This window comes from Cyclobacterium sp. L-R (assembly GCF_056859355.1).
Genome location: NZ_JBSXOH010000097.1, coordinates 86,966 through 98,625, shown reverse-complemented (window position 1 = coordinate 98,625; position 11,660 = coordinate 86,966). Strand labels below are relative to the sequence as shown.

10 protein-coding genes are annotated in these 11,660 nt (G+C 36.9%); 4 read left to right on the top strand and 6 right to left on the bottom strand.

Going from position 1 to position 11,660, the window contains the following annotated elements:
• The first annotated feature begins 318 nt into the window (after nucleotides 1-318).
• A complete protein-coding gene (locus AC13EX_RS22085; RefSeq protein WP_482894375.1) occupies nucleotides 319-1,674 on the top strand; it encodes a transglutaminase-like domain-containing protein in 1,356 nt (451 codons plus the stop codon).
• Nucleotides 1,675-1,726: 52 nt separating this feature from the next.
• Here the strand turns inward: AC13EX_RS22085 and AC13EX_RS22080 are convergent, their stop codons facing one another.
• The gene (locus AC13EX_RS22080) at nucleotides 1,727-1,924 is read right to left on the bottom strand and encodes a hypothetical protein (RefSeq protein WP_157470592.1); all 198 of its coding nucleotides are present in this window, start codon (nucleotides 1,922-1,924) and stop codon (nucleotides 1,727-1,729) included.
• 436 nt (nucleotides 1,925-2,360) lie between these two features.
• Between AC13EX_RS22080 and AC13EX_RS22075 the strand changes: the two genes are divergently transcribed.
• Nucleotides 2,361-2,822, top strand: a complete 462-nt coding sequence (locus tag AC13EX_RS22075; protein ID WP_339711578.1) for a hypothetical protein — start codon at nucleotides 2,361-2,363, stop codon at nucleotides 2,820-2,822.
• 423 nt (nucleotides 2,823-3,245) lie between these two features.
• Here AC13EX_RS22075 and AC13EX_RS22070 read toward each other — a convergent pair whose 3' ends face one another.
• The 3 genes from AC13EX_RS22070 to AC13EX_RS22060 form a co-directional block, all read right to left on the bottom strand.
• Nucleotides 3,246-3,929, bottom strand: coding sequence for a DUF2490 domain-containing protein (locus AC13EX_RS22070; RefSeq protein WP_482894374.1), 684 nt, complete (start codon nucleotides 3,927-3,929; stop codon nucleotides 3,246-3,248).
• A complete protein-coding gene (locus tag AC13EX_RS22065; RefSeq protein WP_482894373.1) occupies nucleotides 3,929-4,504 on the bottom strand; it encodes a hypothetical protein in 576 nt (191 codons plus the stop codon). Before AC13EX_RS22065 ends, AC13EX_RS22070 begins: the two co-directional genes overlap by 1 nt.
• 294 nt (nucleotides 4,505-4,798) lie before the next feature.
• Complete coding sequence (locus AC13EX_RS22060; protein ID WP_482894492.1) at nucleotides 4,799-6,388, bottom strand: M81 family metallopeptidase; 1,590 nt, start codon at nucleotides 6,386-6,388, stop codon at nucleotides 4,799-4,801.
• 348 nt (nucleotides 6,389-6,736) lie between these two features.
• Between AC13EX_RS22060 and AC13EX_RS22055 the strand changes: the two genes are divergently transcribed.
• The gene (locus AC13EX_RS22055) at nucleotides 6,737-7,804 is read left to right on the top strand and encodes a serine hydrolase domain-containing protein (protein ID WP_482894372.1); all 1,068 of its coding nucleotides are present in this window, start codon (nucleotides 6,737-6,739) and stop codon (nucleotides 7,802-7,804) included.
• Nucleotides 7,805-7,816: 12 nt separating this feature from the next.
• Here AC13EX_RS22055 and AC13EX_RS22050 read toward each other — a convergent pair whose 3' ends face one another.
• Together AC13EX_RS22050 and AC13EX_RS22045 are read right to left on the bottom strand one after the other, a co-directional pair.
• Complete coding sequence (locus AC13EX_RS22050) at nucleotides 7,817-9,139, bottom strand: ABC1 kinase family protein (RefSeq protein ID WP_482894370.1); 1,323 nt, start codon at nucleotides 9,137-9,139, stop codon at nucleotides 7,817-7,819.
• A gap of 3 nt (nucleotides 9,140-9,142) precedes the next feature.
• Entirely contained in the window at nucleotides 9,143-9,799 is a 657-nt protein-coding gene (locus AC13EX_RS22045) for a TetR/AcrR family transcriptional regulator (RefSeq protein WP_482894368.1), read from the bottom strand.
• A 192-nt stretch (nucleotides 9,800-9,991) separates the two neighbouring features.
• Here AC13EX_RS22045 and AC13EX_RS22040 point away from each other — a divergent pair, with 192 nt between their 5' ends.
• The gene (locus AC13EX_RS22040) at nucleotides 9,992-11,317 is read left to right on the top strand and encodes a S41 family peptidase (RefSeq protein WP_482894367.1); all 1,326 of its coding nucleotides are present in this window, start codon (nucleotides 9,992-9,994) and stop codon (nucleotides 11,315-11,317) included.
• Nucleotides 11,318-11,660: the final 343 nt, after the last annotated feature.

The following is an 11,660-nucleotide window of genomic DNA, read 5'->3' as shown; positions in this document are numbered from 1 at the left end:
TAATCAATAATGGTTTTGATAAAATAAAATACCTTAGAAAGTAAATTACTCTTTTTATACTTGTATTATACCTGCTAAGTAATAATTATTAACGAGAACCATTGATGGACAGCACTTTAAAATATAAATTTATATTGATTATTCATTTTTCAACATAAAAATCACACATACCCTCCAGTACAAATTTCACCTTATTTTTATATAAAAGTTAGAAACAGATAAGCTTTTATTGACTTGATACTTAATTAAGAAACACTAACTTTGAGTTAATGAACCACTACCCCTACCACCTTAAACACAACAACTAAAAGCCTTATCATGAAAAAAAAATTGTGTTTTGCTCCGTTAATTGTTTTTTTCATTTTTTCCCTGACACAAATAAGCTGCCAAGCTGAGAAAAAAGAAACTATTCAGTTCAAAAATAAAACTGCACCTATACCCAAAGTAGACATTGCTGATATTGAGGAGGGCATCAAGGCCTTTATCACCAACAAAGCAGCGGAGAATGATGGTTTTTTTCTGGTGAAGGATGATAATAAATTTTTGCGCTTACAATTGGTAAGGGTCCACACAGAATATTTATCAAACCTAGGCCCTAACAGCCATTTTGCATGTGTGGACCTTGCGGATACCAGTGGAGACGTTTACGATGTGGATTTTTTCATGGAGGGCAAACCTGGGGAGATGGAAGTAACTGAAACTACTGTCCATAAATTAAATGGAAAACCATTTTATACCTGGAAACAGAAGCCAGATAAAACATGGCATCGACTACCTGTAGCAGAGGCTAGTAATTTATTACTGGGGGTAATAGAGGGAGAAGATCAATTTCAATTTAATTATGAAGTCATTTTGCCAACTATAGTTGGAAAGGCAAAAATGTGGATCCCAGTGGCTATCACTGATGACTTTCAGGAAGTGGAACTAGCAAAACAAGAAATACCAGGTAAGCATGAGATCATCAAAGACATTGCAAATAACAATGCCATTCTATTCCTTGACCTTACTTCAGAAGAGAGTGGCAAACCGGTTACCTTGGTTTATAATGTCAAACGCAAAGAAAAAGGCCCCTATGAAGACGCTAGTGAAATGGATCCACGGTATCTGGAGTCAAGTGCATTAATGCCTGTAGGTAGACGCTTCCGGGAGTTGGCTTTGGAGGCCATAGGAGAAAAAAAGAATGACAGTCACTTAATGCAAGCCAGGGCTATATACGACTACATTATAGACAATATGAAGTACATGAAATATGGTGATTATGGCAAAGGCGATTCTATCTATGCTTGTGATACAAAAACCGGAAACTGTACCGAGTTTCACTCCTTATTTATTTCCATGGCACGTTCTGTTGGCATTCCAGCCAGATTTTCTATAGGTGCAGCTATACCCTCAGACCGAGACGAAGGAGGCATTGATGGTTATCATTGCTGGGCTGAATTTTATGCAGAAGGAAAATGGTGGCCTGTGGATATAAGCGAGGGCAATAAATATACTGCACTTTCCACTTATTATTTTGGTCGCCATCCGGCCAATAGGGTAGAATTAAGTAGAGGTAGAGATTTAGCCTTAAACCCTGGACCAGAGGCTGGACCTGTAAACTTCATGGCTTACCCTGTCTTAGAAATTGATGGTAAATCCGCAGTAGCGAAAACAACATTTTCTTTTACCAGGTAAAATTACCCATAAAAAAGAGCGCGAATTAAGCGCCTTCTTTATGGGTACATTATTATTCCTTTGTTGGATGTTCAGAACTATCTGAAGGGTGTTCGTCATCTCCAGCCGGATGCTCATCTTCTCCAGCAGGATGTTCTTCGGTTTGTTCAGTACTCTCAGCTTTCTTGTTTCCACAAGAAGTAACAGTGAATGAAAAGAAAAAACCCATTAGTAATAACAATAAAGCAACGCTCCTTAAATTTTTTATCATTTTCATATTATTACAGTATCTGATTCTTTTAAAGATACATCTTTTTTAAAAATATCAAAACCAAAATGTTATTTATCAGCTATTTACAAAATAATCTATTAGTTCAAAAACAGCAACATTATCGTCCTATTTGATTGTTCTTAAATGTATTCAAGACCAGAATCTTTATTAAGTTAAGTACTTTCACTTAAACCTTGACAGTATTAATTGTGCTTTTTGCTTATCTAGATCTAGCAATATGGATTAGCTAATGTATTTAAATGATATAATGGTATTAAATCTTGAAAGAAAGGAAAATACCAGATTGCCACATCAATCACTAAACAGATTCAATTTAAAATTCAGGTCTAGTCTGGCTTTCATAATTTTCTGATTTCGTTAACTTTTTTGGCAACCTTTTTGAGATGGATAGAGAAAAATTACACACATAATTATTATGGAAAAATTAGCCCACAAGAAAAAAGTAATGGTCGAGGCCATTAAACATCAGGAAAGTATCGTTTCAGATTTTAGGCAAAGGATACAAGAAATAAGGGATGGAGAACAACAGCCTCAGGATGAGCCTCAAGAATATGATCAGCAAGGCCAAGAAAATGAAAGCGCGCTTGTCATCAATCGACTTGCACGGGAACTGAACTTTGTGATCGAAGAATTAGATTTTCTGAAGCAAATGAAAACTGCTGACAATCACTTTTCTGAAGTTTCTTTGGGCGCAATAGTAAAAACCGATAAAATGACTTTTTTTCCGAGCGTGAGTTTGGAGGAATTTGAAGTAGATGGAGATAAATTATTCGGCATATCTCGAGAAGCTCCAATATACAAAGAAATGCTAGGGAAAAAGAAAGGGGATTCTTTCAGTATGAATGGTCAAAACTACAAAATCTTGGACGTTTACTAATCTGAGTAACCAATGTTTCCTGTAGCGCAATGTACCTCACCTAAAAAGCCAAGCACTAAACATAGCCAAGGGTAAATTCCTAAAGCTATGTTTATTTTAAACCCGAAATATGCAATAGACAATCTATTACGTGCTGAAATCGCTTCAAAATCAGCCACTTCGTTGCTGTTTTCAATTTCACCATTGCGGTGCTATGCTATAATCTCCAAACAGCCTGATTTTCTTGCGATTGCAACACTTCCCGTAAACACGGGACAGGCTTTACCCCTGACATTGTCAGGGCGGAGAAATTCTATTACATAATCCGGGTTAAATCTAAATATACAAGCAATTACCCAATCTGGGTTTAACGAAGTTGGATTGGTTTTGGAATAATGCCAAAAACCATGAGTTTTAGCATTTGATTTATTATCAGAATATACGCTAAAAATTCAAGTACCATCCGAATTTAAACCAAGTTCTATGGCGGAGGTCCGGGTCAAAAAAGCGATCAGTCCTATAATCTATTCCTGCCTGAAATTTTTGTTTCTCCTTGGAAAGGTGACCCAAAGATGCCACCACCCGGTTTTCGACACCGCTTTCACCTGCTTGGTAGCTATAAAGGACTTCATCACTAAATACGAGATAGAACTCTCCAGGATCCAAACTTTTTCCTTCAATTGGTAGTTCAAAAGAAATACGGTATCTAAGTCTATAATCATTTTTTTCAAAAGGAGCGTAAGTTTGATCTGCTCGAATTCGATGCCCAATCTTATAATTGCCGGGCAACTGGAGAATGGATATTTGCTGTATGGTTCTATGGCTATTGTCTCCCCTGCTATTCACCCTATATTGATACCCTGCGGCTATATCAATAAATGGATTGACTTTGGTGCCCAAAAACCCCTGAAAATCCGTAAGATTATGGAAGTAACCCACATCCAAATCCTTGCCTTCGAACTTTTCGGCCATACCGTGTTGACTCTCTATTTTACCAATTATTTTCAGTTTTTCTGTTGCTTTAACGCCTATCTGAAATTCAGGAAAAAACCCAAACATCCTGACAGTTCCTTGAGCCATTAACTGTGCTGGCAATGATAAAAGAAAAATAAGTAATAGTTTACGCATCAATAAAACAGATTATTCGAAGGTGTTAGTATGATTTCTCTACTCATTTGGATTTGCCCATTATTATCGAATAATCCCTCCCATAATTTTTTTGAATTTGATGTTTCCCCATAAAATTCCAATTCATATTTTATTACAATTTGGTTCAAATAATTGGTCTTCACCCAATTTTTAAAGTCTTCCTTTGTCCCGGTATATTGAACTTGAATTTTTTCGATTCTAGATTTTATATACTTTCCCTCCAAGTAATCGGATATATTGTCTTTGACATGTTGAGGTAATTTCCTCCAATGCTCAAATACTTCTATGTCTTCAATAATTCCTTCCTCACTAAATTCAACACTAAATTTTTTACCTTTTCGAATAAATTTGGCTTCATAACTGTGGCTGTCCGCACTTATCTCAAAATACCACTTTAATTTTTTCTTATGGTCAAAAACATCCTCCAACCACTTTATGGCTATTTCAGGAACATCATTACTCACTACTCTGGACTCCTTTTCAATCTTCACCTGAGCATAAGTCAAATGAGAGAGGAAACAGAATAGGAAAATAATGCAATATTTTTTTACCATTTTTTTGGATTTTTTTAAAACAATCGTTCTTTCTCCCTTATAACTTTTAGGTAATACGGTACTATTATGAAATCAACCTATTGATTATTGGGACTTGTTAAATGAAATTTTGATTTCTAACAAAATAGAATTGCCTGATCTGTTGTTTTCACCAACAAATCAGGCATATAATTTTCACTACGTAAAGTAAAAGGATATTATTCAGACCAGCAACTCTGAGCAATTTAAGATTGTCGTTGAGCTACTTCTTAATTAAGGCTTGAATGGGCATTAAACAAAGACTGACCAATCTGGTCAAAATTCTTGAGAGGAAGGAACCAAGCGGGCACTCAAATCTGGTGTTGACATCTCTTTATCAAACGGAAACATGGGTCTGTTGATACGTTTAAACTCCAACCTTTCTAAGTCCTGATCAACACCTCCTGGCGTAAGTGCCATAATCCAATCAGCCCTCATGTCGTATAATTCTGGAACAAGATAACCGATTTTAACTACTACAATATCCGTATCTCTCGGGTTAAGACCAAGATTAGTAAAATCACTTTCCCTATGATAAGGTTTTCTCTTTTTGGTAACAATTACATGTACGCTTCCTACCTTCACTACAACTTCCACCTCGGCATTTCTATCCCCTTTTTCAATAGCTTCAACAGTACCTGAAAGTAAAATCGGGGGTGAAAAACGATCATCAACTGCTGCTCCTGCTTTTGCAGAAACCTTAGCACCTACACCTACTTTCAACGCAGCCTCCACCAATTCAGGACCGGGAATAGACGCATAAATTAAAGAAGGGCCTGAATCAGCTTTAAATTCCGGTCTGTCAAGTATTTCCTTTAATGTCCAGGTGACATCACCCGCTCCCCCTGCAGTTGGATTATCCCCCATATCACTTATCATAAAAGGCTTCGCTTCACTATCTATTGCCATATCCAAGCTCTCTTTTAAACTTGCAGTCGGGGCAATAAAATCAAATTCATTTCTTTTATCCCAGAAGCTAGTCGCCAACCTCTCTGCAGTTTGGCTAACTTTCTCTTTTGAATCTCCTGTTACCATCACCACGGCATGATTTCTAGGTTCATCCGCCCAAGCATATCCTACCCATATCGCAGCATCAATTACACCCTCCTGTTGAGTTGCAGGATTCACCTCTGCATACAGACTTTTACCTGGCTCAACTCGGGTACTCGTTTTCTCCCCTGGAAGCAATATAGGAACAGGCACCCATGCCTTGTATACTGGCTTACCTTTTCCTGATTCTAATCTGTCCAAAAGATTGTCTACTGCTCGTTTTTTGGATTCCAGCGCATCTTCGTGCGGAGCCATTCGGTAGCAAGTAATTAAATCAGTATTACCTGCTAGCCTCCAGGAAACATTCCCATGCAAATCCATTGAAGTAGATATTAGGGTTTCCTTACCTATCACTTCCCTAATCCTTTCAATAAAATCTCCTTCAGGATCATCCAAACCAACCACACTCATGGCACCATGAATATCAAAAAACAACCCGTCATAAGGTAAATTTTCTTTCAACCTTTCAAGTGTTTCTCCAACCAGAGATTCGTATGCTTCTCGAGAAACTATTCCTCCAGGTATGGCATGTCCCCTAAGTGTAGGGAACCATTCAGCTCTGGATCTATTGATAGAATCCTCATTCATAAATGGATAATAATTGAATATTTCTTCCCCTCTTCTCGCATGAAAGGCTTCCTTTTCCGACACTGCGGGTGAGAAAGTGCTAGACTCTATTGCCAAACCTGCAATGGCCACACGTGGTAATTTTGAATTTTCCGCATTACTTTCCGAGGAATCCCCCCCACAGCTGTTAAATATTAGCGCAAAATTAACTAACAATAGCTGAAAATAGATTGATTTTTTTCTAAGCATGGTAGTAATATCTAATGACAAAAAAGGGATAAACACTGATCTTTTGTACTCATTCATTCAAAATAAAGGAATTTTCAACATAAAATCTAGACAAGCACAGTAAATTATGGATTCTCTATTCCTCCCACACTGAAAGCCCAATTGTGCCCTATAGCTACACATAACCTTTAATTAAAAGGATATAATGAATTTCGGAATAGAATTGAATCAAACAATGCTTTAAATCAATTTTGGATTGACAAATATTTCCTTATTATTTTAACTTTAACAGTTTGCTAACCTTTGATACCTTTTTCCATTTAAAGGATAAATTTAGTACCTTAATCTTTCAATCATAAATATCATTTTATGTCTACTATCGACAGGGAACCTGCTATTTTTACTGCCTGGCATAAAGCGTTAAACCAGTTTTCTAACCAGAAAAAATTACCAGGGCTTGTTCTGAGCATTTATAAGGAAAACGAAGAACCATTACTTTGGTCTGAAGCCACAGGAAGTGGATCGTTGGATCAACCCTACTTCATCACAGAAATAGGAAACCTTCACCTTTTGGCAATTATTTTAAAACTTAAGGTGAGAGGCTTATTAAAGCTGGATCAGCCCATCACAGATTTTCTTAAAGACAAGATGTATGAGGGCTTGATTACTATTGGAGGAAAAGATTATACTCATGAGGTCACCATAGCTCATTTAATTTCTCAAAATTCAGGAATCCCTGATTTTTTAAATTATTCCAAAGGCAAAGAAAACCCCTTTAAAGAAGACATTCTTTCCGGGGCGGACTTGGACTGGGATTGGACCGAAATAATTAATAGAACTAAAGGTCAAAAGCCTAATTTCAAACCTGGAAAATCAAAAAAAGGCATTTACTCATCTACAAATGAACAGCTTCTAGGTAAGGTCATTGAAAGCATCAATGGGGAACCTTTGGAAAAGACATTGAATGATTTTCATTTCAGTAGACTTTCCATGAACCAAACCTATATTTATAAAGACCCAAACGACCGAACCCCGGCACTTTTTTCTTACAAGTCAAATCCAATAAACTCACCTTTGGCAATGGTATCAATGGGAGCCTCAGGTGGCATTGTCAGTACAGCCAAAGACTGCCTAACTTTTGTTAAAGCATTTTTCCATGGACATCTTTTCCCACTTTCCGAACTGGAACAGGCCATGAAATGGCTTCCAATTAAACAAGGATTAAGTCAGGGTAAGGGAATTCTCCGCTATCAGAAACCCCGAATGCTTTTGACAGCCTCTAAGGATCCTGAGATAATAGGTTATTCAGGCTTTACCTCTGGAGCTTTCAGCTTTTACATACCTGAATATCAAACCTTCATGACTGGGACTACAAATCAATGTGACGACCCACTTCTTCCCTACAAACTAGTATCAAGTATGTTAAAACAACTTTAATTTGACCCCAGATTAGCTTTTTAGCCAGTCTGGTTTGGTCGTTTTAATATTTGCTTGCAATTGATTTAATAAATTATACAAACCAAAATAGGTTCTGTTGATGTACAATCCATGCCTTGAACCTCTAGCCTGCTTTGATTTTCTAAACATCTTGTCATTAGAAATCTTATCACCCAATGCAAAAATCATTTGAAAATAGTCATCTTCAGCGAAATCAAAGGATGCTACATGAAATGGTTTTCCAAGCAATGATATCATTTCTTTAAAGGTGTTTTTAAAGTAGATTTTTTCATCTGGTGAATCCTTATCAGAAATAAACTCCAAATCATAAAATATTTGGTCTAGTTCCTCTTCTTTGATTAATAGGTCCTTTTTTATCAATGAAAAATAGCCAGAATAGAAATCTTCAGGAATTACTTTAACACAACCAAAATCAATAACAGCCAATTGATTCCCTTCCTGTATAATGAAATTACCAGGATGAGGGTCTGCATGAACCTGTTTTAAATTATGTACCTGATGGTCATAAAAATCCCACAAGCTTTGCCCTACCTTATTTCTGGCTTCTTGTGATGGATCAGTTAGAAGCCATTCTTTTAAATGCATACCTTCCATCCAATCCATTGTAATCACCCTTGGACTACTCATTTCCTCATAATACTTTGGGAAATTCAATCCTTCTATATGGCCACATGCTTCAGATATTTGCTTACTTCTCAAAACTTCCAACTGGTAGTCTGTCTCTTCCAATAACTTTTCTTCCACCTCATCCATATAATTGTCTAGCTCACGTTCACTCATGTTCAATAAGCGAAGAGCAAAAGGCTTTACTAATTTCAAATCTGATTTTACACTTGATCCTACTCCAGGGTATTGAATTTTGACAGCATATTCCTTACCGTCTTTGGTGGCCTTATGCACTTGACCAATCGATGCTGCATTAACAGCCGAAGGGGTAAAAGTATCAAAAAGGCTTTCAGGTCCTTTTTTAAAGTATTGGTTGAATGTTTTTACCACAAGAGGGTAAGACAAAGGTGGAGCACTGTATTGTGCCATCGTAAATTTATCTTGATAAGCTCTTGGAAGCATATTTTTATCCATAGCCATCATTTGAGCCACTTTCAGGGCACTTCCCTTAAGTTCGCTCAATGAATCATATATATCTGTGGCATTGTTTTTATGAAGCTCATCTTTGGACATGGAAGGGTTCACCACTTTCTTGGCATAATGCTTCATATAATTGCCCCCTACTTTGGCACCAGTACTGATAAATTTTGCTGCTCTTTGGACCTTTGAAACAGGAATACTTTGCTGCTCACTTAATTTGTCTGTCATGTTCTATTTGGATTGAAATAAGAATTTGGCAAAATCAACAAAACTATCCACAGCTGATTTTCCCATCAGGTCAAAAGCCAAATTCACAGACTTTTCAATGGCGGCATCTGTTTTTTCAAACGCTGGGGAATCGTCTTTTAACCAAAAACGAAATACAAACATGACCTGAAGCCACATGGCCTCATGGTATTTGTCTGTCAAATAAGGCCTTTCAGCAATCTCTTCTGTTTCTTTGCCTTCGTTTACAATGCTATTGGCAAAATCCTTAAATTTTGATTTGAATTCTTTTAACTCAGTAGGGAAACTACGATCCTTCAAGGATACATTGCCATAAACGGCGAGTAAATAAGACCTTTGTTCCTTGAGTTCTTCAATCCAGGTAAATAAGAACCCAAGCAGTTTTTCTCTTGAAGTATAGGTTTGGTAAACTTCCTGACTTTCCAAAGCATGAATGGTTTTGTCAAAATTCAATTCCCATACCGCTTTTTTCACAGCATCGAAGGAAGTGAAATACTCATAAAATGTCGCTTCTTTCATTTTCAAGTCTTTGGCAAACTTAAAAACAGATACCGGTTCATGCCCCGTCTCCAAAATATGAGCTATATATCCTTCAATAATTTTATTTTTGTCAGTTTCCTGATTTTTAGATTTTTCCGTCATTTTTCTTGTGTATTTATCTCAGCTTATTAACACCATAAGTACCCTTGTGGTTTGTTAATTGTTGCAAAAGTTTTTCATAAACAGTTAAATCTTGCTTGAGAATGAGTAATTTGACGATAGTAGATAAACATTTGAATATCTTTTTTTTATATTTTTTCGTTATTCATTAAACAGCTTAACCCTAATACTTCAATGATAAAGTCAAAAAACTTCTTTTTTTTGGTGCTCCTTGTAGTTGTTTTCAGTGCTACATCCTGCGATTTTAATAAAGACGAAACACTAGAAGACCCTAATCTGGTCAAAAGTGCAATTTTAGAGAGTATGCAGGAATGGTATTATTGGAACGATCATTTGCCTAGCGCAGTAGACGTCAGTAGTTATGGCACTAACGATGAATTACTTTACAACTTGATGTACTTACAATATGATAGGTGGTCATATCTCACGACAAAAGAAGAATTTGAAAATGCTTTTACAGGCCAAAATGCTGGTCACGGCTTTGGATTTGGATTAAATGAAGACGATGAGTTATTTGTTAGTTTTGTCTATGAGGATTCCCCTGCCGGAAAAGATGGTTGGCAAAGAGGATGGCAAATTCTTGAAATAAATGGGAAACCTATCTCGTCATACCGTGTAGACGGGGGGTATAATTTCAACCTGGGAGAAAGCACTACTGGGATTTCAAATACATTTACTTTTAAACTCCCTGATGGTACCATAACAAGCCGGACCAACACCAAAAGCAATTATCAGGCAAACTCTGTCCTACATAAAGAAATATTCGAACAGAGTGGTAAAAAAATCGGTTATTGGGTTTACAATAGTTTCAAAGCTTCAGCTAATGTTAGCCCAATAAAGAGTTTAGAAGTTGAAGAAACGTTAAATTATTTGGAGGCGGAAAACATTGATGAATTGATTCTTGATTTGAGGTACAATGGTGGTGGATCTGTAGATGTAGCAGAACAAATAATGAATGCCTTGGTGCCGATTTCAGCTAATGGGGAATTGCTTTATACCAATGCTTTCAATCGGGATAAGGAAAGCCTGAATGAATCTTATTATTTCGAAAAAACCAAAGATCTAGATTTGAACAGATTGGTGGTGCTCACCTCAAGAGGTTCTGCTTCTTCAAGTGAATTGGTCATCAATTGTTTAAGACCCTATATGGAGGTTGTACTTATAGGTGAAAGAACCTACGGCAAACCTGTTGGCTCCTTTCCATTGTCCTCCTTTAATGAGACGTTGGAACAAAGTGACATCGAGTTAGTACCCATAACTTTTTCCATTGCCAATGCTTCAGGTGAGGCTGATTATTATGATGGGTTCCCTGTAGACATTCCTGCTTCAGACGACCCTTCAATCAATTGGGGCGGGCTTGAGGATAAGAAATTATCCAGCGCCTTATCTTATATTCTTTATGGAAACCTAAATCCAAATACTAGGATTAGACCTAGGGAGGATAGATGGCAGATGATAGATAATTTTAGTGGTCTTCAGCAAGAATTCCCTGTTTATTAAAACAGGATCCCATCCAAATTGTGTTTAAAAAGTATTCCTATCACAGAGTAAATTGCTTTTGATCGAAACGATAATCCCTATCCAAAGCTATATTTTGTCCTTAAACCCGAAATATGCAATAGACATTCTATTACGTGCTGAAATCGCTTTAAAATCAGCCACTACGTTGCTGTTTTCAATTTCACCATAGCGGTGTTATGCTAAAATCTCTAAACAGCCTAATTTTCTTGTGATTGCAACACTTCCCGTAAACACGGGACAGGCTTCACCCCTGACAATGTCAGGGCGGAGAAATCCTATTACATAATTCGGGTAAATTTAAAAAAAGGTGGCAGGACAAACC

What these genes read in the sequence shown, in the direction of transcription:
- AC13EX_RS22085 (WP_482894375.1), top strand. Translation starts at nt 319, where the DNA reads ATGAAAAAAAAATTGTGTTTTGCTCCGTTAATTGTTTTTTTCATTTTT.
- AC13EX_RS22080 (WP_157470592.1), bottom strand. Translation starts at nt 1,924, where the DNA reads ATGATAAAAAATTTAAGGAGCGTTGCTTTATTGTTATTACTAATGGGT.
- AC13EX_RS22075 (WP_339711578.1), top strand. Translation starts at nt 2,361, where the DNA reads ATGGAAAAATTAGCCCACAAGAAAAAAGTAATGGTCGAGGCCATTAAA.
- AC13EX_RS22070 (WP_482894374.1), bottom strand. Translation starts at nt 3,929, where the DNA reads ATGCGTAAACTATTACTTATTTTTCTTTTATCATTGCCAGCACAGTTA.
- AC13EX_RS22065 (WP_482894373.1), bottom strand. Translation starts at nt 4,504, where the DNA reads ATGGTAAAAAAATATTGCATTATTTTCCTATTCTGTTTCCTCTCTCAT.
- AC13EX_RS22060 (WP_482894492.1), bottom strand. Translation starts at nt 6,388, where the DNA reads ATGCTTAGAAAAAAATCAATCTATTTTCAGCTATTGTTAGTTAATTTT.
- AC13EX_RS22055 (WP_482894372.1), top strand. Translation starts at nt 6,737, where the DNA reads ATGTCTACTATCGACAGGGAACCTGCTATTTTTACTGCCTGGCATAAA.
- AC13EX_RS22050 (WP_482894370.1), bottom strand. Translation starts at nt 9,139, where the DNA reads ATGACAGACAAATTAAGTGAGCAGCAAAGTATTCCTGTTTCAAAGGTC.
- AC13EX_RS22045 (WP_482894368.1), bottom strand. Translation starts at nt 9,799, where the DNA reads ATGACGGAAAAATCTAAAAATCAGGAAACTGACAAAAATAAAATTATT.
- AC13EX_RS22040 (WP_482894367.1), top strand. Translation starts at nt 9,992, where the DNA reads ATGATAAAGTCAAAAAACTTCTTTTTTTTGGTGCTCCTTGTAGTTGTT.